Annotated in this window: 25 protein-coding genes; 13 read left to right on the top strand and 12 right to left on the bottom strand. The window is 58.0% G+C overall.

Going from position 1 to position 23,150, the window contains the following annotated elements:
* Positions 1-65: 65 nt before the first annotated feature.
* The gene (locus tag C7H08_RS11380) at positions 66-344 is read right to left on the bottom strand and encodes a peptidylprolyl isomerase (protein WP_106671903.1); all 279 of its coding nucleotides are present in this window, start codon (positions 342-344) and stop codon (positions 66-68) included.
* A 195-nt stretch (positions 345-539) separates the two neighbouring features.
* Between C7H08_RS11380 and C7H08_RS11375 the strand changes: the two genes are divergently transcribed.
* From C7H08_RS11375 to C7H08_RS11365, 3 genes are all read left to right on the top strand, one after another.
* Positions 540-2,126, top strand: a complete 1,587-nt coding sequence (locus tag C7H08_RS11375) for an ABC-F family ATPase (protein WP_106671901.1) — start codon at positions 540-542, stop codon at positions 2,124-2,126.
* A gap of 65 nt (positions 2,127-2,191) precedes the next feature.
* Entirely contained in the window at positions 2,192-2,755 is a 564-nt protein-coding gene (locus C7H08_RS11370) for a DUF1415 domain-containing protein (protein ID WP_106671899.1), read from the top strand.
* Positions 2,756-2,762: 7 nt separating this feature from the next.
* Positions 2,763-3,494 (top strand): polyamine aminopropyltransferase, encoded by a 732-nt coding sequence (locus C7H08_RS11365; protein WP_106671898.1) that lies wholly within the window; start codon positions 2,763-2,765, stop codon positions 3,492-3,494.
* 82 nt (positions 3,495-3,576) lie between these two features.
* On the opposite strand, the gene C7H08_RS11360 is transcribed toward C7H08_RS11365, so the two are convergent.
* From C7H08_RS11360 to C7H08_RS11345, 4 genes are all read right to left on the bottom strand, one after another.
* Complete coding sequence (locus C7H08_RS11360) at positions 3,577-4,404, bottom strand: metal-dependent hydrolase (protein ID WP_106671896.1); 828 nt, start codon at positions 4,402-4,404, stop codon at positions 3,577-3,579.
* Positions 4,405-4,582: 178 nt separating this feature from the next.
* Positions 4,583-5,995, bottom strand: coding sequence for a sodium-dependent transporter (locus tag C7H08_RS11355; protein WP_106671894.1), 1,413 nt, complete (start codon positions 5,993-5,995; stop codon positions 4,583-4,585).
* A 90-nt stretch (positions 5,996-6,085) separates the two neighbouring features.
* Positions 6,086-7,186 carry a Glu/Leu/Phe/Val family dehydrogenase gene (locus C7H08_RS11350; RefSeq protein ID WP_106671892.1) on the bottom strand — a complete coding sequence of 367 codons (1,101 nt, stop codon included), beginning with the start codon at positions 7,184-7,186 and terminating at the stop codon, positions 6,086-6,088.
* 108 nt (positions 7,187-7,294) lie between these two features.
* Positions 7,295-10,807: an indolepyruvate ferredoxin oxidoreductase family protein gene (locus tag C7H08_RS11345; protein ID WP_106671890.1), complete on the bottom strand. Its 3,513-nt coding sequence runs from the start codon at positions 10,805-10,807 to the stop codon at positions 7,295-7,297.
* Positions 10,808-11,107: 300 nt separating this feature from the next.
* Here C7H08_RS11345 and C7H08_RS11340 point away from each other — a divergent pair, with 300 nt between their 5' ends.
* From C7H08_RS11340 to C7H08_RS11325, 4 genes are all read left to right on the top strand, one after another.
* Positions 11,108-11,851 (top strand): AzlC family ABC transporter permease, encoded by a 744-nt coding sequence (locus tag C7H08_RS11340; protein ID WP_207768311.1) that lies wholly within the window; start codon positions 11,108-11,110, stop codon positions 11,849-11,851.
* Positions 11,841-12,152: an AzlD family protein gene (locus C7H08_RS11335; protein WP_106672101.1), complete on the top strand. Its 312-nt coding sequence runs from the start codon at positions 11,841-11,843 to the stop codon at positions 12,150-12,152. Before C7H08_RS11340 ends, C7H08_RS11335 begins: the two co-directional genes overlap by 11 nt.
* A 142-nt stretch (positions 12,153-12,294) precedes the next feature.
* Positions 12,295-12,684: a hypothetical protein gene (locus C7H08_RS11330; protein ID WP_188445160.1), complete on the top strand. Its 390-nt coding sequence runs from the start codon at positions 12,295-12,297 to the stop codon at positions 12,682-12,684.
* Positions 12,685-12,873: 189 nt separating this feature from the next.
* Positions 12,874-13,089: a dodecin gene (locus C7H08_RS11325; protein WP_106671884.1), complete on the top strand. Its 216-nt coding sequence runs from the start codon at positions 12,874-12,876 to the stop codon at positions 13,087-13,089.
* A 61-nt stretch (positions 13,090-13,150) separates the two neighbouring features.
* Here C7H08_RS11325 and C7H08_RS11320 read toward each other — a convergent pair whose 3' ends face one another.
* From C7H08_RS11320 to C7H08_RS11310, 3 genes are read right to left on the bottom strand one after another with little or no spacing between them, the layout of a single operon-like run.
* Positions 13,151-13,819 carry a hypothetical protein gene (locus C7H08_RS11320; protein ID WP_106671882.1) on the bottom strand — a complete coding sequence of 223 codons (669 nt, stop codon included), beginning with the start codon at positions 13,817-13,819 and terminating at the stop codon, positions 13,151-13,153.
* A 48-nt stretch (positions 13,820-13,867) separates the two neighbouring features.
* Entirely contained in the window at positions 13,868-15,034 is a 1,167-nt protein-coding gene (locus tag C7H08_RS11315; protein ID WP_106671880.1) for a GNAT family N-acetyltransferase, read from the bottom strand.
* 58 nt (positions 15,035-15,092) lie between these two features.
* Entirely contained in the window at positions 15,093-15,440 is a 348-nt protein-coding gene (locus tag C7H08_RS11310) for a hypothetical protein (protein WP_106671878.1), read from the bottom strand.
* Between the two features lie 181 nt (positions 15,441-15,621).
* Here C7H08_RS11310 and C7H08_RS11305 point away from each other — a divergent pair, with 181 nt between their 5' ends.
* Positions 15,622-16,311, top strand: coding sequence for a response regulator transcription factor (locus C7H08_RS11305; protein WP_106671876.1), 690 nt, complete (start codon positions 15,622-15,624; stop codon positions 16,309-16,311).
* Entirely contained in the window at positions 16,308-17,624 is a 1,317-nt protein-coding gene (locus tag C7H08_RS11300) for a sensor histidine kinase (protein ID WP_106671875.1), read from the top strand. The genes C7H08_RS11305 and C7H08_RS11300 overlap by 4 nt, the downstream gene beginning before the upstream one ends.
* Here C7H08_RS11300 and C7H08_RS11295 read toward each other — a convergent pair.
* Complete coding sequence (locus C7H08_RS11295; RefSeq protein ID WP_106671873.1) at positions 17,601-17,816, bottom strand: hypothetical protein; 216 nt, start codon at positions 17,814-17,816, stop codon at positions 17,601-17,603. The two genes, C7H08_RS11300 and C7H08_RS11295, sit on opposite strands and share 24 nt — an antisense overlap.
* A 10-nt stretch (positions 17,817-17,826) precedes the next feature.
* Here C7H08_RS11295 and C7H08_RS11290 point away from each other — a divergent pair, with 10 nt between their 5' ends.
* From C7H08_RS11290 to C7H08_RS11275, 4 genes are all read left to right on the top strand, one after another.
* Positions 17,827-18,432: an IMPACT family protein gene (locus C7H08_RS11290; RefSeq protein WP_106671871.1), complete on the top strand. Its 606-nt coding sequence runs from the start codon at positions 17,827-17,829 to the stop codon at positions 18,430-18,432.
* Between the two features lie 73 nt (positions 18,433-18,505).
* Positions 18,506-19,033 carry a DUF4136 domain-containing protein gene (locus tag C7H08_RS11285; protein ID WP_106671870.1) on the top strand — a complete coding sequence of 176 codons (528 nt, stop codon included), beginning with the start codon at positions 18,506-18,508 and terminating at the stop codon, positions 19,031-19,033.
* Positions 19,034-19,054: 21 nt separating this feature from the next.
* Positions 19,055-19,414, top strand: a complete 360-nt coding sequence (locus tag C7H08_RS11280) for a translation initiation factor Sui1 (protein WP_106671868.1) — start codon at positions 19,055-19,057, stop codon at positions 19,412-19,414.
* A gap of 36 nt (positions 19,415-19,450) precedes the next feature.
* Positions 19,451-20,704: a D-amino acid dehydrogenase gene (locus C7H08_RS11275; protein WP_106671867.1), complete on the top strand. Its 1,254-nt coding sequence runs from the start codon at positions 19,451-19,453 to the stop codon at positions 20,702-20,704.
* A gap of 58 nt (positions 20,705-20,762) precedes the next feature.
* Here C7H08_RS11275 and C7H08_RS11270 read toward each other — a convergent pair whose 3' ends face one another.
* Genes C7H08_RS11270 through C7H08_RS11260 form a run of 3 tightly spaced genes read right to left on the bottom strand, consistent with a single transcriptional unit; the run spans position 20,763 to position 23,140 of the window.
* Positions 20,763-22,409 (bottom strand): fatty acid--CoA ligase, encoded by a 1,647-nt coding sequence (locus C7H08_RS11270; protein WP_106671865.1) that lies wholly within the window; start codon positions 22,407-22,409, stop codon positions 20,763-20,765.
* Positions 22,410-22,455: 46 nt separating this feature from the next.
* The gene (gene mnhG, locus C7H08_RS11265; protein ID WP_106671863.1) at positions 22,456-22,875 is read right to left on the bottom strand and encodes a monovalent cation/H(+) antiporter subunit G; all 420 of its coding nucleotides are present in this window, start codon (positions 22,873-22,875) and stop codon (positions 22,456-22,458) included.
* Entirely contained in the window at positions 22,868-23,140 is a 273-nt protein-coding gene (locus tag C7H08_RS11260) for an MrpF/PhaF family protein (RefSeq protein WP_106671862.1), read from the bottom strand. The genes mnhG and C7H08_RS11260 overlap by 8 nt, the downstream gene beginning before the upstream one ends.
* Positions 23,141-23,150 lie beyond the last annotated feature (10 nt).

Here is a 23,150-nt window from a genome sequence, read left to right as displayed (position 1 = left end):
CTGGCGGGGAACTCTAGATGACCATGCCGTCTGCAGGTTCTGGCCCTGCAGACGGCGGGCTTTCCTCAGCTGCGAGAAGTCACTTCCAGCAGGTGGTAGCCGAACTGGGTCTTGACCGGCCCGATCACAGTGTTCAGGTCGCCGCTGAAGACTACCTTGTCGAACTCGGGAACCATCTGGCCGGGGCCGAAAGAGCCCAGGTCGCCGCCGTTACGGCCGGACGGGCAGGAGGAGTGTTGCTTGGCCACTTCGGCGAAATCCTGGCCACCTTCGATGGCTTTTTTCAGTTCTTCACATTTCGCTTCGCTGTCTACCAGAATGTGGCGTGCGGTTGCTTGTGCCATGATCAATATCCTGTTGTTGGATGGAGAGGTTTACGGACGAAACCGTCAGACCCTGAATGCTGCCCGCACAGCCGGCCAGAGGCAAGCGCTTTTTATCCGTGTTTCTGCGGCCTCACAGTCCTGCGGGTAAACCTGTACAATGCCGGCTTTCTCTAGCCGGCTCGGCGCCGGCCCTCACGCTGATAGGTTCTTTTCTTGATTTCTACCGCCAATATCACCATGCAATTCGGGGCCAAGCCCCTGTTTGAAAACGTATCTGCCAAATTTGGCAACGGTAACCGTTACGGCCTGATCGGGGCGAACGGTTGCGGTAAATCCACCTTGATGAAAATCTTGGGCGGCGACCTCGAGCCCTCTGCCGGCCAGGTCATGCTCGATCCGAACGTCCGTCTTGGTAAATTGCGCCAGGATCAGTTTGCCTTCGAAGATTGTACCGTGATCGATACCGTGATCATGGGTCATGAAGACCTGTGGCACGTGAAAAAAGAGCGGGACCGCATCTATTCCCTGCCTGAAATGAGCGAAGAAGACGGCATGGCGGTAGCGGACCTGGAAGTGGAGTTTGCCGAAATGGATGGCTACACCGCCGAATCCCGCGCCGGTGAACTGCTGCTAGGCCTGGATATTCCCCTGGACCAGCACAACGGCCCCATGAGCGCTCTGGCCCCGGGCTGGAAGCTGCGGGTTCTGCTGGCTCAGGCGCTGTTCTCAGACCCGGACGTGCTGCTGCTGGACGAGCCCACCAACCACCTGGATATCAACACCATCCGCTGGCTGGAAAGCATTCTGGTGGCTAGAAACAGCACCATGATCATCATCTCTCACGACCGCCATTTTCTGAACAGCGTGTGCACCCACATGGCGGATCTGGATTACGGTGAGCTGCGCCTGTTCCCGGGCAACTACGACGAATACATGACCGCCGCCACCCAGGCCCGCGAGCGTATGTTGTCAGACAACGCCAAGAAGAAAGCCCAAATTTCCGAACTGCAGCAATTTGTCAGCCGCTTCTCCGCGAATGCTTCCAAGGCGAAGCAGGCGACCTCCCGGGCCAAGCAGATCGACAAAATCCAGCTGGAAGAAGTGAAACCCTCTAGCCGGATAAGCCCGTTTATCCGCTTTGAGCAGGACAAGAAGCTGCATCGTCAAGCGGTGACCCTGAAAAACATGAGCAAGGGCTTTGATGAGAAGCCGTTGTTCGAGAATCTGAATCTGCAGGTTGAAGCCGGCGAGCGGGTGGCGATCATCGGCCCGAACGGTATTGGTAAAACCACTCTGCTGCAGTGTCTGGCTGGCGCTTACGAGCCGGATAGCGGTGAAGTAAAGTGGACCGACAGTGCGCAAGTTGGCTACTTCGCGCAGGATCATACCGCTGACTTTGCAGACGACGATACTCTGTCAGACTGGATGGCGCAGTGGACTACCGGCGGCGAGCAGCTGGTGCGCGGCACGCTGGGGCGGATGTTGTTCTCCGGGGATGATATCGGCAAATCGGTGCGGGTGATTTCGGGTGGTGAGCAGGGGCGCATGCTGTTCGGTAAACTGATTCTGCAGCGCCCGAACGTGATGCTGATGGATGAGCCGACCAACCACCTGGACATGGAGTCCATCGAGGCGCTGAACCTGGCACTGGAGAACTATCCGGGCACGCTGATTTTCGTCAGTCACGATCGGGAGTTTGTTTCTTCTCTGGCGACGCGGATCATTGAGTTGAAGGCGGATGGCATTACCGACTTCAGCGGCAGTTATGATGATTACCTTCGGGGCCAGGGTTACTTCTGAGTACGAAGCTGGGTGCCGCCCGCTTCGACTGTGGAGTGGGCTTCGACTGAATTAAGGACATGAAGATGAGCGAAGCTCAAATTGTTAACGCCACCCGTAAATGGGTGGAAGACGTTGTGGTTGGCTACAACCTGTGCCCGTTTGCGAAGCGGGAACTGGTCAGAGACCGGGTCCGCTTTGTGATGACGGACGCGGAGAACGAAGACGATCTTCTGAAGGCCCTGCATGCCGAACTGCAGCGGCTTGAGGACGAGCCGGATATCGAGACCACCCTGTTGATTCATCCGGGTGTTTTGCAGGATTTTGATGCCTACAACGAGTTCCTGGACACCGCCGAAGGCCTGGTGGCGTATCTGGAGCTGGAAGGGATTTACCAGGTCGCCAGTTTTCACCCGGACTACCAGTTCGCCGAGACCGAGCCGGGTGCGGCGGAGAACTACACCAATCGTTCGCCGTACCCTATGCTGCATTTGTTGCGGGAAGCGAGTCTGGAAGCTGCGATTGATAGCCATCCGGATGTGGATGGAATCCCGGATCGCAACATCGCTTTAATGAACGAGCTTGGTGCCGAGAAGATGAGGCAGATCCTTGCAGGCTGTATCAAGAATTCACAGCCCACCGGGGAGTAGAGTGTAAATGGGACTGCTTTTCGAGCAAATTGACAGCCAGCCCTCGGTGATCGGGGAGATTACCTTGCGCCGCCGGCGGATTCCGGCGCTGGGTGAGCGGGATATTTACGAAGTGAAGCTGGGCGAGGAATTTCTTATGTCCAGCATGTTCGTGGATGCCGAAGTGGCGCTCTCCGACATCGGACTGGGTGAAACCGAAGGCGACAACCTGAGCGTCGTCGTTGGCGGCTTGGGCTTGGGTTACACTGCCGTTGCAGCCCTCAAACACCAGCGCGTGAGCGAACTGCTTGTGGTGGAGTACTTGCAGCCAGTGATCGGCTGGCACCAGCAAGAGCTTGTGCCACTGGGCAAAGACCTCAATGCCGATCCTCGTAACCGCTACGTCCAGGGCAGTTTCTTCGATCTCGCCATTGCCGACCCGGAAACCGGTGGCTTTGACCCCGGTGCACCGGGCAAGCAGTTCGACGCTATCCTGCTCGATATCGACCACTCGCCCCGGGCCTTACTGCACGATTCCAGCGCCAGCTTCTACACCGCTCACAAACTCAGCCTGATGGCGCGGCAGCTCAAGCCACTGGGCGTGTTTGCCATGTGGTCGAACGAAGGCGAAGACGACGAATTTATGGCCGTTTTGCGGGATGTATTCACCGATGTTGACTGCCACATTGTAAGCTTCTTCAATCCGTTCCAGAACAAAGAGTCGTTCAACACCGTGTACGTGGCCCGCAAGCCTGGCTGATCATTCGGAGGGAGTGGCCACTGGCGAGACCCGTGAGGGCCTCGCCGGAGCGGTCTTGATTGATTGGCTTCAGAGCAAGGCTTCAGGAAAAGCCTAGTTGCTTGCGCCACTTGTGAAGCAGGAATTCGGTATCGTGCTGCCAGGGGTGAAAGTCCGGCTTGAAGTAGTCCACGTATTCCGGAATGATCGCCGTGAAAAGACCCTTCGGACCCCACACCCGGTTCAGGCCTTTCGCCCAGGACCGCAGGTTCAGCAATTGCTTGTCTTCGCGCATCAGCTCCACGATAAAAGAGTGTATGGCGACCATGATCAGGGCGGTGATCAGTGCCATGGTGCCCATGCGAATGGCATAGTCCGCCACGGTCTTGTCGTAGAGCGTTTCGTATGTGTCGAAGGCCACGGCCTTGTGTTCGTTCTCTTCAACGCAGTGCCATGCCCACAACGTGCGCATAGAAGGATCAATGGCGTTGATCAGGTCTTCGCGCTTGAGCAACTGGGCCGACAGAATGCCGGTAAAGTGTTCGAGGGCGACGGTGGCCGCCAGGTGAACGCGCTTATTGTTGAGCAGGGGCAGATCCTTTGCTGACAGAAAACCTCGGGTCCAGCGTTCCAGTTTCTTGATGTCAAAACCCTGGTTAATCGCGCCGTCATTGAAGTGACCGTGCTCTTTTGCGTGCATGGCCTCCTGGCCGATGAACGCGCCGATGTCTTTCTGCAGTTGGGGATCGTTAATCTGATCGCGCACTGCGCGAACACTGTCCACAAAAAAACGTTCACCGTCCGGAAACAGCGCCGACAGGGCATTAAACAGGTGTGTCATAAAGGGGTCACTGTCGACCCAGTGCCGGGGCACGTCTTCAAAACCGAAGTTCTGACGGCGTACGGGAAACGAAGCAGTTACTGCTGACATGGTTATGCCCTCTGTGATTCATTGTTCTACAAGATCGATTTTACGGAACTACCTTCCTATTCGGTCGGTTATAAAGGGACAGAATATGGTCACAGTTGCTTAACGATGTGTGATGGAGCGAAAAAGTGCGGTTCCGGAGCGGAAAGAGGGGCGGCGGGTGCCACCCCTCTTGGTGGGGCTACAGCAAGTTATAGATAAAAACCACGGCCACTGCGATCGGAGCAATGAAGCGGATGGTAACGAACCATAGATTGAACATCGCGGGCGACAGCGACAGTTCGTTTTCCATGGCTTGCCGGGACATGACCCAACCTGCAAACAAGGCAACCAGCAAGCCGCCCAGAGGCAGTAGGATGTTGGCCGTAAAGAAGTCCAGAAGATCGAAGATGGTCTTGCCTTCCAGCATCGGTATGAAGCCCAGAGGGGCGAAGTCGGCCCAGAGATTCAGAGACAGGATAGAGGCGATACCAAGTGTCCAGCAAACGATGCCGGCCGCCAGGGTACTGACGGCACGGTTCATGCCTTTCTGCTCTTCCAGCCATTCGACAATTGGCTCCAGCAGGGAAATCCCCGACGTCCATGCAGCGAAAATAAGCAGCACGAAGAAAAGGGTCCCGAACAAGGTGCCCATTGGCATCTGGCCGAAAGCCAGTGGCAGGGTCTGGAAGATCAGGCCGGGCCCCGCGCTAGGCTCAAGCCCATTGGCGAACACGATCGGGAAAATCGCCAGGCCGGCCAGAAGAGCCACGCCGGTATCGATGACCGAGACGGTGATCGAGGTTTTGGCGATGGAGATGTTTTTGGGCAGGTAGGAGCCATAAGCCATCATCACCGCCATACCCAGGCTCAGGGTGAAGAACGCGTGCCCCAGGGCCACGAGTACACCGGAAGTGGTCAGTTTCGTGAAGTCAGGCTGGAACAAAAAAGCGACAGCCTGGCCGAAGTGTCCGGTGGTCATGGCGTAACCCACAACGATCAGCAGCAACAGGAACAGGGCTGGCATCAGTATGCTAACGGCTCGCTCCAGGCCGGAGCGTACGCCGCGTGCAACGACCAGCATGACCAGCCCCATGAACAGGGTATGCCAGGCTAACAGCGTTGTCGGGTTGCTCAGAAGCCCGGAAAAAATGGCGCCTACGGCATCGGCGGACTGGCCCGCGAGCTGGCCGCTGGCAGTGGTGCCAACGTAGCTGATGGCCCAGCCGCCAATCACGGAATAAAACGAGAGAATCAGAAAGCCTGCCAGGACACCGATGGCGCCCACCAGTTTCCAGGCGGGCTTCAGCCCGTCGCGCTCGGTAATGAGTCGCAGGCTGTTGACCGGGCTGTGGCCGCCGCGTCGGCCAATCATAACTTCGGCCATCATGATGGGAATGCCGACGATGGCGATGCATAGCAGATACACCAGAACGAAAGCGCCGCCGCCGTTCTCTCCCGTTACATAGGGGAATTTCCAGATATTGCCCAGGCCGACGGCAGAGCCGGTGGCGGCCAGGACAAATGCGAGACGCGAAGACCAGAGGCCGCGTTTGGCGTTGGAACCTTCGAGCGCTCCGGACTGGGTGGCCGAACCTGATGAGGTGACAGACATGTCGATCTCCTGCGGTATTTGTTGTTGTCAGGGACTAAAAAAGGGAGCTACAGAAGCCCGTAACTCCCAAGAGAATGCACCGGTGTCAGGTTACCCGGTGCAAGCCAACCGCTCAGGCGCCAGCCCGGCACCCGCGGTATGCTTTTGGAACCGTTCCTCTGCCAGTTCGTTGGCGATGGCCCCGGTGGGGTGCCCCGAACGAGCGGAACGGTTGAAAATTTCGGTCAGGGTATCCCCGATGGCGTCCACATGGGCGCGTACCGTTGCTGGCGTGGCGCGGGTGCGCTCGTAGAAGACATCAATAATGCCACCGGCGTTGATGGCAAAGTCCGGAGCGTAGAGAATGCCCCGGCCTTGCAGCATGGCGTCATGCTCCGGGCGGGCCAGCAAGTTGTTGGCAGCGCCGGCAATGATGGAGGCGTTGATCTGTGGAATGCTGTCATCGTTCAGCACCGCACCCATGGCGCAGGGCGCGACCACGTCTACCGGCAAAAACAGGATGTCGTCGGCGGTTGCCGGCTTCGCGCCCAATTGCTCCACCGCCCGCTGCATGTTGTCTTGGTGGATGTCGTATACCCACAACTCGGCCCCCGCCTCCTTCAAATGCTGCGCCAGTCGGAAGCCGACGTTGCCAATGCCCTGAATGGCGACTTTCAGTCCGGTGAGGTCGTTTCGCCCCAGTTTGTGTTTCACCGCGGCCTGCAGGCCAATAAAGGTGCCGTACGCCGTGGCCGGCGAGGGGTCGCCATTGCTGGGTTTGCCGTCAAAGCCGGTGCGGGCGGCGATGCCGGCTACGTGCTGCGTGCAGCGCCCCATCACCTTGAGGTCGGCCACGCTGGTACCGGAGTCCTCGGCAGCAATGTAGTGGCCGCCCAGGCGCTCCAGGCCCCGGCCCATGGCCTGCATAAGCGCCTCTGTTTTATGGTGGCGGGGGTCGCCAATGATGACCGATTTACCACCGCCCAGATCCAGATTGGCCAGGGCGGACTTGTAAGTCATGCCCCGGGACAGTCGCAGCACGTCGCGCAGGGCCTCTTCGTCCGTCGCGTAGGGGAACATCCGACAGCCCCCGAGGGCTGGGCCGCGGGAAGTGTTGTGGATGGCCACAATGGCTTTCAGTCCGGTTTCCGGGTCGCGGATAAAGGACAGGTGTTCGTGGTTGTCGAACTCATGATGGCTAAATACGTTCATGGCGCTTGGCCTCTCGTTCATGCCGCCGCTACCCTTGTGGGGCCTGCGGTGGCTGCTTTATGGAGTGGGTGGCCGGGGTGGTTGACCGCCGGCTGACCTGTTGCTGAATCAGACTGCAGCACTTGCAATCTGTTGATGTTCCCGGGCATTCGGGTTGAGCTCGGCGCGCAGCTGGCTGCGTTCCCTGCGAGTTGCCTGGTAGGCCTGCTCTTTCACCGGGCCGTAGCCCCGGATCTTCGCGGGCAGGGTGGCGAGGTTGCGGGCGGCATCTGCGTGGTGCTCGCTCAGATGGTTGAGCAGGAAAGTTATATCCTCCTCGTACTCACGGACGATTCTGCGCTCCAGCCGTCGATCGGAGGTGTACCCGAATGGATCCAGCGGCGTGCCCCTCAGTGCTCGCGCCTTTGCCAGCAATGCGAACACGGTTTCCATCCAGGGGCCGAACTTGAGCTTTCTCGGACGCTCCCCTTTCTTGCCCCTGCTCAGCAGCGGCGGTGCCAGATTGAACTCCAGCTCTATCTCGCCCTCGAATTCTTCCTCAAGCTGCTTGCGCAGGCTGCCGTTGCTGAACAGTCGGGCTACTTCGTATTCGTCTTTGTAAGCCAGCACTTTGGCGTAGTTCTCGGCAATGGCCCGGAGCAGCATCGGGTCGCGGCCCCGTTTGGCGGCAATCGTTGCCTCGGCAGTGCGCACCCGTTTTTCGTACCGTCTGGCTAGTGCAGCGTTCTGGTACTCGCTCAGGTGAGACATGTTGCGTTCGATCAGCTGATCGATGGTTTCCATCACCTGAACGGTTTTTGCGCCGGGCTCTTTCGGTTTCGGGAACGCCAGCGCCTTGACCCTATCCAGGTTATGGGCGGCCCGGCGGCCCCAGAGGAAAGCCTGTTTGTTTTTTTCGATGGCCGCGTTGTTCAGTTCGATGGCGCGCTCGATGGATTCTGCGCTCAGTGGCAGCAGGCCCTGCTGATAGGCAAAGCCCACGGTAAAGAGGTTCACTGCCATGCCGTCGCCCATCAGTGCTTTGGCCAGACCACCGGCGTTCAGGAACCAACTGCCGTCGGCGCGGCAGGCTTCCCGCACACTCTGCTCCATGGATTCACCTGGGAACTGGATGTCCGGGTTCCGGGTGAACGCCGCGGGCAGAGCGGATTCAGCGTTGACGACCGCACGGGAGAAACGCGTATCCAGTTTCGCCAGAGCATCGTCGGTGGCGGCCACCATCAGATCGAACGCCAGCATCAGGTCTGCTTCACCGGCGGGTATGCGCACGGCGTGGATCTTCTCCTGGCGGTCGCTGATGCGGATATGGCTCACTACGGCGCCAAACTTTTGTGCCAGGCCAGTCTGATCCAGCACCGATACACCTTTGCCTTCAAGGTGCGCGGCCATTCCCAGTAGCGCACTCACTGTCACCACACCGGTGCCGCCCACGCCCGTGAGCAGAATGCCGTAAGGGTCGTTTCCGGCCACGGGAGTGGGGTCGGGTAGAGCCGGGAAATTCACCTTGGCGCTCACGCCAGCAGGTTTCTTCAATTTGCCGCCTTTAACGGTCACAAAGCTGGGGCAGAAACCCCGCACGCAGGAAAAATCCTTGTTGCAGGAGGATTGATCGATGGTGCGCTTGCGGCCGGCGTCGGTTTCTTTCGGCAGAATTGACAGGCAGTTGGACTGGATGCCGCAGTCTCCGCAGCCTTCGCACACGTCGGCATGAATCATTACCCGCTGGTCCGGGTCGGCCATGGTGCCCCGTTTGCGCCGGCGGCGTTTCTCGGCGGCGCAGGTCTGATCATAGATGATCACCGAGCAGCCCTCGATGTCCCGCAATTCCCGTTGCACTGTGTCCAGGTCGTTGCGGTCGTGAAAGGTGGTGCGGTCGGCAAAATCCGCCCGTGAGGGGTATTTGTCGACGTCGTCGCTGATCACCGCAATGCGGCGAACGCCTTCGCCGTAAAGTTGGTGGCTGATTTGCTGAACGCTAAGTGTGCCGTCCACCGGCTGGCCGCCGGTCATCGCGACCGCGTCGTTGTAAAGAATCTTGTAGGTGATGTTGGCGCCGGAGGCGATGGCAGCACGAATGGCCAGCACGCCGGAATGGAAGTAGGTGCCGTCGCCGAGATTCTGGAATACATGCTGCTGATGGGTGAACGGCGCCTGGCCCAGCCAGGTCACCCCTTCGCCACCCATTTGGGTAAAGGTATCGGTACCCCGTTCCATCCAGGTGGCCATGTAATGACAACCAATGCCGCCAAGGGCGCGACTGCCTTCCGGCACCTGCGTGGAGGTATTGTGCGGGCAGCCGGAGCAGAAGTGCGGCGTGCGCTCCAGGCGCTCCCGTGGATTGGCCAGGCTGTTTTCTTTTTCGGCGAGGAAGGTCAGGCGTTTTTGCAGCGTGTCGTTGCAATAGCGACCGTCGAGGCGCGACGCGATGGCCCGGGCCACCATGGCGGGGGTCAGTTCGGCAATGGTCGGCAGCAGATCGTTGCCGTGATCGTCCCGTTTGCCGATCACGTTGGGTCGCTTCCCATCCTGCCAGCTGTAGAGCTGGGTTTTGAGCTGATCTTCAATCAGACCGCGCTTTTCTTCTACTACCAGGATTTCTTCCAGGCCTGTGGCGAATTCGAAAATGCCTTCCGGCTCCAGCGGCCAGGGCATGGCTACCTTGTACACAGTCAGGCCGATGGCGTCGCGTTCGTCCTCACCGAGCCCAAGATCGGCAAGGGCCTGAACCACGTCCAGATAAGCCTTGCCAGTGGTGACAATGCCGAATTTTGGCTGACTGGTGGAAAGCACCGTGTGGTCGAGGCGATTGGCGCGGCAGAAGGCTTTGGCAGCCTCGAGCTTGTAGCGGTGCAGGCGCTCTTCCTGCGCCATGGGCTTGTCCGGCCAGCGGGAATTCAGACCACCTTCGGGCATCTGGAAATCCCGGGGAATGCGTATGTTGATGCGGCTGAGGTCGAGGTTGGCGGAAATGGACGAATCCATGTTTTCTGCCAGTGCCTTGAAGCCTACCCAGCAGCCGCTGAAGCGGGACATGGCCCAGCCGTAAAGGCCCATATCCAGAATGTCCTGAATGCCCGCCGGGCTCAGTACCGGCATGCCGGCGTCGAGAAACGCGTAGTCGCTCTGGTGGGGCAGGGTAGAGGATTTGCAGGCATGGTCATCGCCGGCTACTGCAAGCACGCCGCCCAACGGGGAGGTGCCGGCAGCGTTGGCATGCTTGAACACGTCGCCGGTGCGATCAACGCCCGGCCCTTTGCCGTACCAGAGTGCAAACACACCGTCGTATTTTGCGCCTTCAAAAATATTCACCTGCTGGCTGCCCCAGACGGCGGTGGCTCCCAGGTCTTCGTTTACGCCCGGCAGGAAGTGGATGTGGCGTTTGTTGAGGTGGTCACGGGCCTTCCAAAGCACTTTGTCGAATCCACCCAGGGGAGAACCTCGATAGCCAGAGATGAAACCGGCGGTATTCACTCCATTAGACTGGTCGAGTTGGGCTTGTAACAGCGGGAGTCTTGCAAGGGCCTGGCTGCCATTCATGTAGACGGAGCCAGAGTCTTTATTCCATACGTCGTCAAGGCTGACGGGACGCAGTCCCTTTGGGGTGCGTGAAAGATCAGACATGTTAAATCCTCTCCCACCTGGCCGGATCTCGGCGGTAGGTTCGTCTTGTTTTTGTCGTTCCGATTTTTGGTCGGCGTGTCGATTTCAGTTGTCCGTCCCGAAGGATTGGTCGGGAAGCCCTTGTGAGGCTGGACAAAAAACAAGCTAGATTAAGTTTACGTGAACGTCAATGCCGGAAGGCTTCAGAAATCGCCGTATAGATGATCAATTCATGTAACCAGCTGAGGCTCAAGCAAAAAAAATATCTGGTCACGGTTATTACTTATTCGCGTTTGGTGTGTTCCAGCATAGTTTCTGTGGATGAATAGTTATCCATATCAGTTTCAAGCGCGGAAAGTGCGCGCCGAGTTTTTCCGTTTGCTCCCGATCTCGCTGTTTGTGGTGGCGTTTGGTGCTGCCTTTGGTTTGGCGGCCATCCAGAAAGGCTTGTCGCCACTGGAAGCCCTTCTGATGAGCACCACAGTATTTGCCGGAGCGTCCCAGTTTGCGGCGGTCGACATGTGGGGCACGGAAGTGTCTGTATTGCCGATGATGGCGGTGGTGTTTGCCATTAATTCCCGTCATCTGCTGATGGGCGCGTCGCTCTATCCTATGCTGAAAGATGTCTCGCCCGGGCGTCGTTATGGGTTGCTGTTGCTGCTGACGGATGCCAACTGGGCGGTGTCAGCCCAGGAGTACCAGAGTGGTCGGCGCAATCTGGAGGTAATTCTGGGTGGTGGTCTGGTGCTCTGGCTGGCCTGGATTCTGGGTACAGCACTGGGCGTGTACTTCGGTGGCCTGTTGCAGAATCCCAAGGCATTCGGCCTGGATATGGTGCTGGGCTGCTTTCTGTTTGCCATGGCCCTGGGTGGCAAGAAATCACCCAGGGTACTGGTGGCCTGGTTTGTTGCCGGGGCCGCCTCCCTGGCGGCCTGGAAGTGGTTGCCACCGAACATGCACGTGGTGGTCGGCGCGCTCGCCGGTGGCGTGATCGGGTTGTTCTGGCTGGAGCCTGGCACTCGAGACAAGCAGGCTGCGGTGGAGGGCGATGATCATGGCCATTGAAACCACAACGCTGGGCGTGCTCGGGCTGATAGCCATTATGACCCTGACTACATTGGTGACCCGCTTTGGTGGCGTGTTCATCATGTCGTTCCTGCGCATCAGCCCCCGGATCGAGAGCTTCATCAACACCATGGCCAGTTCAGTGCTGATTGCCATCATCGTGCCCATGGCGGTGTCTGGCGACCTGGGTGCGCTAGCTGCACTGGTTGCCACCGGTGTGGCGATGCTGGCGATCCGCAAGCCGCTACCCGCTATTGCCATTGGCTTGATGGCCGCCGCCCTGGTGCGCTATCTCGGCTAATTATTTGATTATGCTTGGTCAAAAAACGCTCAAGTTTTGCGGGTTGTTGCCGATAACCGTTAAGGTTAGCCGAGGCGCGAACACTATGATTCTATCCAGTCAGATTTCTCTGTTGCAGTACAACACCCGCCAGGTATCGGCGATGGACAGCAACCAGCTGCGCGTCACGCAGCAAAATAGCGTTTTACCCCAGCCGGGATTGCAGGCGGGAGCTACCAAGTTGTCGTTGTCCTGGCAGGCAACCGCGGCGATGACTTCGCTCGGCGTGCATGGCGACAATGTTAACGGCAACGCGGATGGCAATGGCCCGGTCAATGCAAAAATCGAAGCCATGCAGAATGCCCTGGAGAAAATGAATGAAATCCGCAAAAAGCAGCAGGAGTTCATTGACGCATCGCAGGGGCACATCAAAAAGAAATCACCGATGGACGACTATTTCAACATCATCGACAGGCTTCGTCTGCATCTGCTGAACAGCCAGGATGAAAAGAAACAGGCGGCCAGTCGTTATCTGGAGTTCGCTAAACTCTGACGGAAATGCCGATGCAGGCTGGGGAGGCTCACCCACTCCCTGGCCGTCTATCAGTCACCTGAGTCAGCAAAAATGGGTTTGGTATGGCGTAACGCCAACAGCTCCACAACTCCAGACCGTTTATTGCCGGGGCAAGGTTTGTCTTCTAGGCTCAGACATAGCAGGAATCACTTTTACGGGGGTTCGGTTATGTCTGATCATCACGTTTACAAGAAAGTGGAAATTGTTGGCTCTTCCACCAAGAGCATTGAAGACGCCATTGAGAACGCCCTTGCCGAGTGTCGCAAGAGCATCCGCAATATGGAATGGTTTGAAGTAACGGAAACCCGCGGCCACATCGCAGACGGCCAAGTGGGTCATTATCAGGTGGCGCTAAAGATAGGGTTCCGGATCGCAGACAGTTGATGGCCAGCGGCGACGCCCAAAAGGCCGGCAGTCGCAAATGATTTGTCTTCGCCACTGACCTTCACGAGATTCGTATGGTCCGCTGGCGGATGGATGAGGCCAGCTGATTGATCAAATCCCGGGCGTCGCCCTCGTGCAGGCTATGGCATTTGTCTTGAAGCACTCGTCGGTCGTGGCTGGAAGAGTCATTAGAGACGTCCTTAAGCAGGTCGAGGTGCTGGCAGGCGGCCAGGTGCGCCTTGATTTCGGTGTCGATCAGTCGGGTGGTCAAACCCTCTATGACTTCACTGCAGAAAGGGCGATTCCGGTTCAACAAGCTGCGGGCTTCCAGAGCCGCATGCCGGGCGTCCAGTCGCAACTCTCCGGCAGCTTCACCCGCCTCGACAGCCCTCAGGAACATGCCCAGGCGTTCGTACAGGTGCCATACCTGGGGCCAGATCTTGTCGTAAGCATCTTTTTCGGCCCGGTAGCGGGCTTCGTCCAGTGCAGAAGAGCCTTGAGTAGGCGTTCCTGGTTCGCTGGCGCGGTTAAACTGCACCACCCGGACATCGTCCACTTCCCGGCAGAGCCAGTCGGCACGCTCCCGCAGGGTCACGATTTGTTCCTGGTGGCGGCTGCGGGCACCCATACTGAGCAGGATGGCAATCAGAGCAAACAGCAACGCGGCCGCCGCGAGCAATAGCGGCAGATTATCCAGTGCCAAAAGATTCCAAAGCTGGCCTGTGTCCATGGCGTTCGACCTCCGTCGACTTCCTTTCCTGGTGTTACATTATAGAAGTTAATCCTGCTCCTGCTGTCGGAATGGCAGGGCCGATTGCGCGTCGTCAAAGTAACTTATCACATGGCTCGCCTCCTCATGCGTGAAGCTTTCGACAGCCTGTCGGAATCCGGGATGCAGAATGCCGTGCCAGGAGTGGGTCAGCATGGGCTCGAATCCGCGCACCAGCTTGTGCTCTCCCTGGGCGCCGGCGTCGAAGTGTTGGAGCCCCAAGGTTAGCGCAAGTTCAATGCCCTGGTAGTAACAGGTTTCAAAATGCAGGTGGTTGTACTCTTCAAGACACCCCCAATAGCGGCCATACAGCGTGGTTTCCCCCGCCAGGAACAGGGCGCCGGCTATCATCTCGCCCTCGCGTATGGCCATGATCAGATGCAGGTGTTCCGGCAAGGTTTCACGTAATTGTTCGAAAAAAGGTTGGTTCAGGTAGGGCGGCCGGCCCCGCTTCAGGTAAGTGGCCTGGTAGAACACGTAGAATGCCGACAGTACCTGGTCTGAAATGTCCCGGCCATGAAAGTGGCGAAATCGGATGCCCTGGTCGGATATCTGCCGGCGCTCTTTGCGAATGGATTTGCGCTTACGGGAGGTCAGTACCCCCAGAAAGTCGTCAAAGTCCTGGTAATCCCGATTGTGCCAGTGAAACTGACAGCCGATGCGGTGCAGTTCCTGTTCATGATGCAGCAGTGCCTGGTCCGCCTGATCGGGAAACAATAAGTGCCAGGAATGGCCGCCAAGCTGTTCGGTCAGGTTGGTTAGCAGGTCGTCAAGCCGCTGCGGGGTTAATAGCGCTCGCAGCTCGGCCGTCAGCAGCAGCCTGGGTCCCTGGGAGGGCGTAAACGGCACAGCAATCAACAATTTTGGATAATAGGGTTGGCCATAACGTTGATAGGCATCGGCCCAGCTCCAGTCGAACACATATTCGCCCATGGAGTGGCTTTTCAGGTAGGCAGGTGCGACACCACAGATATCGCCGTTCAGGCGGAAAACCAGATGGCTGGGCGTCCAGCCGGTTTTCGGAGCGGTACAGCCGGAGGTCTCCAATGCCTGGAGAAACTCATAGCGCACAAACGGGTGGTTGCACCCGGCCAGCCGTTGCCACTCCTGTTGAGGTATCGTGGCAATGCTGGCGCAGGTTTCCACGGTGATCTTGGGTGAAACAGGTTCTGCCATGATGGTATGAAGGCTCAGTTAACGGTCCTCATACCATACGACAGAACCCGGCTTGTGATCACTCCCTCATGTCAGCGCAACGCTTTTCCATCTTCTGCTGCCACTTACCCATGCGCTCCTCGTGCTTTTGCTGGCGCTCCTGGTGAATTTCTTTCCAGATTTCACGTTGGTCTTCGTTCAGTTGCAGGCGGGCTGCCATATCTGCGCGATGCTTCTCCATCTCGGCACGGCGCTCTTCGCTGTAATAGTGGCCCTTACCTTCACGCATGTTCTCACACAGTTCCTGCCTGTCCGCTTTGCTGGCGTGGTGCTTCTTGCCGTGATGGTCCGCCAGGACGGCCGGGCTTGCGGCAAGCAGAGACGCCATCAATACGCCGGCGGTTAACAGAGATGCTTTTGCTTTCATGGTTTTTACCTCATGGGGTTGTATTGCTTGTCAGGCATTGTTCGATGATTGCCATGGTAAGCCCGGGCAGCGTCAGATGGTGTCAGGGTGTTGTAAAGGTTCGGTAAAGAAAAAAATCGCGGGCTCAGGACGGGTTACTGGCCATGTTAGACTGTCGTCGGGCAACGAACGAGAGAACACTATGCAGAACCGGGTACTGTTGGTTGAGGACGATGACGAGTTGAGGGAGCTGCTGGCCAGGTACCTGACCAACCAGGGATTTACCGTGCGCGAAGCCGCCAATGGCCAGGATGGTCTGGCGCTGGCATTGGGGCAGGATTGCGACATCGTGGTTCTGGATATCATGCTGCCCGATATTAACGGCCTGGATGTACTGCGAGAGCTCAGGAGCCAGACACACCTGCCGGTGATTCTGCTGACTGCCCGCGGTGATGAAACCGACCGGATTGTCGGCTTTGAAGTGGGGGCCGACGATTACATTCCCAAGCCCTGTAACCCCCGCGAACTGGTTGCTCGCCTGCAGGCGTTGTTGCGCCGGATTGCCTGGGATCAGAAAACCGATGTAGAAGGCAGTCGCGCCTATGGTGACCTTCAGGTTGAACCGGGCCAACGGCGAATCTATCAGAATAATGTGCCCCTTGAACTTACTGCAACCGAGTACGAGGTGCTTCAGGTGCTGCTGGCTCACGCCGGCAGTGTCGTTCGTAAAACCGACTTGATGCAATGGGCGCTGGGCCGAAGGCTTGAAGCCTACGACCGCACTCTGGATATGCACATCAGTAACCTGCGCAAAAAACTGGGCAATGATGATCCGCCCAGAATTGAAACTATACGAGGGCTGGGTTACAGCTACCGGGTGCCCGCAGTATGAAGCGTTTTACGTTCCCTCTGTTCTGGCGCATCTTTTTGTCGATCTGGCTGGCCATGGCGGTGACGGTGATTGCCAGCAACCTGGCTACGCGTTTTCTGCTGGACCGTGAACGGCAGGTCATCGAGCGCCAAGTCGGCTTGCATGAGCTGGCCCGTGAAGCGGTGACCCTGCGCGAACAGCGAGGCCGGGGCGATGTGTGGCGGTTCCTGCGAGCTGAGGGTGAGCGGCTTGAACTGCACCTGATGCTGATTGAAAAAGAGCAGGGCGAGCATCGCCTGCCTCATAACATTCGCGAACGCATTCAGTCCGGCTGGTACCCGAACAAACCGGCGGTGATTGATCTGAATGAAGGCTACCAGCTGGTGGCCTGGCCCCGAATGGGGGGCGACGGTTGGCTGGACCCCCGGTTTTTCCGATTTGTCGAGCTCGGGTTGGCGTTTATCCTGATTTCATTGGCCTGTTGGTGGATTGCCCGGCTGGTGTCCGGGCCGCTTCGTAATATGGAGGGGACTGCCCGCGCCATTGCAGAGGGCGATACCAGATTGCGGGTGACCAATCGGATTGCCGGTCGTCGTGACGAAGTGGGGCAGTTGGCCACCGCTTTCAACGCCATGACGGATCGCCTGTGCCAGCTGCTGGACCGCCAAAACCACCTGTTACGGGACATTTCCCACGATTTGAGAACGCCTCTGGCACGACAACGAGTGGCGATCGAGCTGGCCAGCGATGCCGGTGCGGATGTCGCCCTGATGGACAGCATTTTGCGCCAGAATGAACGGCTGGAAACCATGACCGGTCAGATTCTCACCCTGTATAGGGTCTCGGAGAGCGGCGGCTCTATCGAGCGAGAACCGGTCAAGCCGCTGGCGATGATCAACCGGGTGCTGGGGGATGCGGCCGATTATGCCGAGCATCAGGGCGTAGACTGTACATTGATCGCAAGTGATGACACCAAGGCGGTGTCAGTGCTGGGCGATGCCGGGCTGTTGCAGCGCGCCTTTGATAACGTGTTGCAGAACGCTCTTGACCACACGCCACCGGGTAAGTCTATCAACGTGTCTTTGGTGGTAGTGCAGGGACGTATCGAGGTGGCCATTGCGGATGATGGCCCGGGTGCGCCGGATGACCTGTTGCCACATTTGTTTGAGCCGTTCTTCCGTGCGGACAAGTCCCGGGGCGGGACAGGCTGGGGTCTTGGCCTGGCTATCGCCCGGGACATTATTGGTGCGCACGATGGCACCATCGCGGCACACAATCGGCCGGATGGCGGCTTGCAGGTAACGATCCAGCTACCGATTTTTTTTGGGGGCTGACTTACTCTTCGCTGGCGGTGTTGCCGGAGCTTGCTTGGCCTCATCGTCATCGGGTTTCAGGTGAACGGCCGATGAAAAGTCGATACCTTCCTGTAATTCGTCTTCATCGTAACGAATACCGCAGGCGGCCTTGCGGATTTTTGCCGGTCTGGCGGTGCCCGGCTGGCTGCTATTACTGTCGTCGGATGTCATAGGTTGCCTCATGAGCAAAGATTACCCGGTACCATCAGGATACCTTGAGCGTGAAACGGAAGTGAAAAAAAGCCGTTTTATTGCCCGGGTGTATCCGGTCAGCACCCGCGACGAAGTGCGGGAGCGTGTTGCCTCAGCGCATCAGGACTACCCGGATGCCCGGCATGTTTGCTGGGGCTACCAGATCGGCCGCCCGGGTTCGGCGGCAGAGGCGGCGATGAATGACGATGGTGAGCCGTCAGGCACGGCTGGTAAGCCCATTCTGAATGTCATTCAGCACAAAGATATGGGCGATGTGCTGGTGATCGTGATCCGTTATTTTGGTGGTATCAAACTGGGCGCGGGGGGCTTGGTGCGTGCTTATGCCGGTGCGGCCGAGAGTGTACTTTCAGAGGTTGGGCGAGTGGTTCAACAGGCGCGAGTGCAGGCTCAGGTGGGGTTGGGTTTTGCCGATGAACAACCCCTGAGGCATTGGTGTGAAGGGCACGAAGGCAACATTGAGGCGATTGACTACAGTACCCGGGTAAGCGCGCTGGTTTCTCTGCCGGTCATCAGGCAGAGTGAATTTGCCGCGTTTTGCGAGGCCCAGAAGCTGGATTACCGTTTTGAAACCTGACCAGCCTGGCGAACCGAACCATCATCGCTGGGCGTATACTACAAACAAGAACCTCCATTGCGGGAGAAAGCTTATGCGTGTTCTGTTTATTGCTGCCATGGTAACCCTGCTGGCAGGGTGTGCCAGTAACGTGATGACCGACTACAACTCGGCGACGGTCTTTGGCAATTACACCAGCTGGGCCTATGCGCCTTCGCAGAAAAACAGCGGTATCACCTCACTGGACGATGCCAGGGTGCGCACGGCGATTGAGCGGGAGCTCAGCCGGAAAGCTATGAGGCAGGTGGTGGACACTGAGGCGGACCTGTTGATCAGCTGGCAGATTGTGCCGGAAGAACGGCTCGAGCAAGTGGGCGTGGGGCTTGGCTTCGGTTTTGGTCGCGGCAATTTTGGTTGGGGCGTATCTGCTCCGCCACCGGTCAGAGAGATCACCGAGGGTAAGCTGGTGATCGAGCTGGCGGACCGCAGGAATTCCGAGGTGATCTGGCGTTCGGCCAGCCGCCGTTATCTCAATGAAAGCCAGTCTCCGGAAACACGTCGCAAGCTGATTGACGAGGTTGTCGCCGAAATGTTTTCCAAATACCCTCCGGGCCTGAACTGATCAGCAGACAGGATTGAGTTGATGGGTATGAGAAAACGAGAAGGTGGACTGGTGTTTTCGACAGAGCAGGGCCGCATGTGTCCGGAGTGCCGAAACCCGGTGAGTGACTGCACCTGTGGGCAAGCGTCTCGGCCTTCCGGGGATGGTGTGGTGCGCGTCAGTCGGGAAACCAAGGGCCGCAAAGGCAAAGGCGTCACCTTGATTACCGGTGTCCCTCTGGATGACAAAGAACTGAAGGCCTACGCCAAAGTGTTAAAAGCCAAATGTGGCACAGGTGGTACGGTAAAAGACGGCGTGGTGGAGATTCAGGGCGATCAGAGGGATATTCTTGTGCCCCTGCTTCAGCAAAAAGGCTGGACGGTCAAACGATCAGGCGGCTGAAGCTCCGTCAAAGACTATTCTCGAGGGGAGTCAGGCATGCATGTAGTGGTACTGGGAGCCGGGGTCGTTGGCGTTACTACGGCCTGGTATCTTCAGGCGCAGGGGCATCAGGTGACGGTGGTCGACCGTCAAAGTCTGTCGGGCCTCGAAACCAGTTATGCCAACGGTGGCCAGATTTCAGTCTCCCACGCGGAGCCCTGGGCTAACCCTTCCGCGCCACTGAAAGTCCTGAAGTGGCTGTTTCAGCAGGATGCTCCCCTTCTGTTTCGCCCGCGCCTGGATCCTTACCAGTGGCGCTGGGCACTGTCGTTTCTGGCGCAATGCACCTCTGCCAAGGCCGCCCATAACATCCGGCAGATGGTCAATCTGGGCACCTACAGCCGGTCGCGCCTGCAGGCACTGCGTCAGGAGGCCAATCTTGACTATGACCATCTTGAGAAGGGCATTCTGCATTTTTACACCAACCCGGCTGAGTTTGATGCCGCTTTGGAACCTGCCCGCATTATGCGAGACCAGGGCTGTGACCGGCAGGTGATCGATGCCGAGCGCGCCGTGCAACTGGAGCCGGCTCTGACGCCGATACGCCGCCGTATCGCCGGCGCGACCTTCACCGCCGATGACGAGAGCGGCGATGCCAGAATGTTTACGCAAGCACTCGCACACCGTTGTGAACAGGCGGGTGTAACCTTTCTGTACGGCACCGACGTGCTGGACTTCGACCGTGCCGGAGACCGTATTCTGGGTGTCCAGGTGCTCAGGGCAGGCAAGCATCAAACCCTGCGCGCCGACAGTTATGTGCTGAGTCTGGGCAGCTTCAGCGCCATTCTGGCTCGCAGGATCGGACTGTTCCTGAACATCTACCCGGCCAAGGGCTATTCGATTACCGTGCCGGTTAAAAATCAGGACGCCGCGTTTAACGTCAGCCTGACCGACGACGAATACAAACTAGTCTACTCACGGTTGGGCGACCGGATACGCGTGGCGGGAACCGCCGAGTTGAACGGGTACAGTCGTGATCTGAACTATACCCGTTGCCGGGCAATCGTTCGCAGAGCGGCCGAAGTCATGCCCGAAGCCGGCCAGTGGGACCAGGCAGAGTTCTGGACCGGGTTGCGGCCGACCACCCCGTCTAATGTGCCGTATATCGGTAAAAGCCATTTCACCAATCTGTACCTGAATACCGGGCACGGCACCTTGGGTTGGACTCACTCCTGCGGCTCGGCGGCGGCGCTGGCCGACATTGTTGACGGACGTCGCCCAGATGTGGATTTTACCTTCTCGGGGCTTTAATGCCTGGCCATAAAAAAACCGGCGACTGGACACAGCCGCCGGTTTTTTGTTTCAACAATCAGTCTTTCAACTGATCCCGAATCAGCTTCTTGTTGATCTTGCCAACACTGGTCTTCGGAATGTCCTCAACAAAGTCGATTTGTTCAGGAATGGCCCACTTGTTGATGTCGCCACTCTCGACGAACTTGCTCAGGTGCTGCTGGATGTCCTTCAGCGACACGTCTTCGCCCGGCTTCAGGGTGACCAGGGCGTAGGGCCGTTCCCCCCATTTTTCATCTGGCACACCGACCACGGCAGCACCGGCGACGGCCGGGTGCTGGCTGATCAGGTTTTCCAGATCCAGCGACGACAGCCACTCACCACCGGTCTTGATCACATCTTTGATGCGGTCCTTGATGGTCAGGGTGTTGTTCGGCTCCATAGAGGCGACGTCGCCGGTATGCAGCCAGCCGCCTTGCCACAGCTCCTCGCCTTTCTGGGGCTCCTTGAAGTAGCTCTGGGTCAGCCAGGGTGCGCGCGCAACCACTTCGCCCTTGGCTTCGCCGTCATGGGGCACCGGGTTGCCATCGGGATCGATAATTTCCAGCTCGACCAGCGGCGCGGCAATGCCGGTTTTTACCCGGATGGCGGTCTGCTGCTCCAGCGGCAGCTCCATATCCTCGGGCTTGAGGTGAGAGGCGCTCAGCAGCGGGCAGGTTTCAGACATGCCATAGGCGGTGTACATCTTGATACCGAGCCTGGCTCCGGCGTCACAAAGGCCCTTGGTCAGGGCGCTACCACCAATCAGTACGTGCCAGTTGTTCAGGTCGGCGGTTTTGATGGATTCGGTGGCCATCATCATCTGCATGATGGTGGGTACGCAGTGCGAGAAAGTAACTTTGTGCTCTTTTAACAGGTCGACCAGCATTTCAGGCTCATAGCGGCCGGGGTAAACCTGCTTGATGCCCATCATAGTGGCCGCATAGGGCACGCCCCAGGCGTGGACGTGGAACATCGGCGTCAGCGGCATGTACACCGAGGAGGAGCGTAGCAACGGCATCTCATCAAACGAGGCAACGGTGCCGGTCATCACCAGAGTGTGCAGCACCAGCTGCCGGTGGCTGAAGTACACGCCTTTCGGATTGCCGGTGGTTCCGGTGGTGTAGAAAGTGGTCGCAATGCTGTTCTCGTCAAAGTCCGGGAAATCGAACTGGTTGTTGGCGTTCGCCAGCAAGGCTTCGTAGTCGCCGATAGTATCAACCGACGTCGCTTTTGCGGTGTCGTTGTCGGTCAGCTGGATCCAGGTCTTGACGGTCTTGATCTCGTCTTTGACGCCTTCGATGATCGGCAGAAAGTCGTCGTGCACCAGCACAACGTCGTCCTCGGCGTGGTTCATGGTGTAAACAATCTGCTCCGGCGACAGCCGCACGTTAACGGTGTGCAGAATGGCGCCAATCATCGGAATCGCAAAGAAACACTCCAGGTAGCGCGGGGTGTCCCAATCCATCACCGCAACCGTATCTCCGGCTTTCACGCCGGCGTCGGTCAGGGCATTGGCCAGCCGATGGATGCGATCCACCAGATCGGTGTAGGTGTACTTGCTGCGGTTGGAATAGACGATTTCCTGGTTCGGGTTGTAGCGGGGCCCAGACAGCAGGAGCTGTTTGATCAGAAGGGGGTATTGGTGCGCGTTATCGGCCGCTGGGAGAATGCGGGTTTGTGCCATGGTTTACACCTCTTCGACGTCGTTTTGAATGGTTGTTTTTATCGATTCAAATCTCGTCATCCTCGTCACGCTTCTTGTGCGTGGGTGGGATTACGCTTTCGGGAGCGGGTTCAAAACCGCTGTACAGACTGTGGGTTTTTTCATCGTAGTTGTCTTTTAATTCATCCTTTACCGTGCCTTCCCATAGAGGTGTGCCGAGAAAATAGCCGGCCCTGCCAATCACATGGGCTGCGATGGGGGCGGTGATCAGAATAAAGATCACGATGGCAAATGCCCGGGTGAACACCACCACATCGCCGAAGTGCATGGCCACGCCGGCCATCGTCATCATGGCGCCCATGGCACCAGCCTTGGTGGAGGCGTGCATTCGGGTGGGCAGGTCCGGAAGCCGAAGAATGCCGACCGAAGCCAGAATCATAAAGCTGGCGCCGGTCAGGAGCAGTATGGCAACGATCAATTCACTCACTCTTACGTCCTCCTCGCTCCAGGAAGCGGGCAAAACCTATGGCGGTCAGGAACGCCGTCAGCGCAATAACGATGGCCACGTCCAGCAGGCTGGAGACCCCGGTGTCGATGGCATGCACCCCTACATAACCGACCACAATGGAGGCGATCAGTTCCAGTGATACCACGCGGTCTGGCAGCGATGGTCCTTTGGTCAGGCGGATAAACGCGAACAACAGCGCCACCGACAGCATAAAATATACAATATTGATCACAACATTCAGCACGTTTCAGCTC

Source organism: Marinobacter halophilus (genome assembly GCF_003007685.1).
In the GTDB taxonomy this organism is placed as follows: Bacteria; Pseudomonadota; Gammaproteobacteria; order Pseudomonadales; family Oleiphilaceae; genus Marinobacter; species Marinobacter halophilus.
This window is presented reverse-complemented; position numbering and strand designations above follow the sequence as displayed.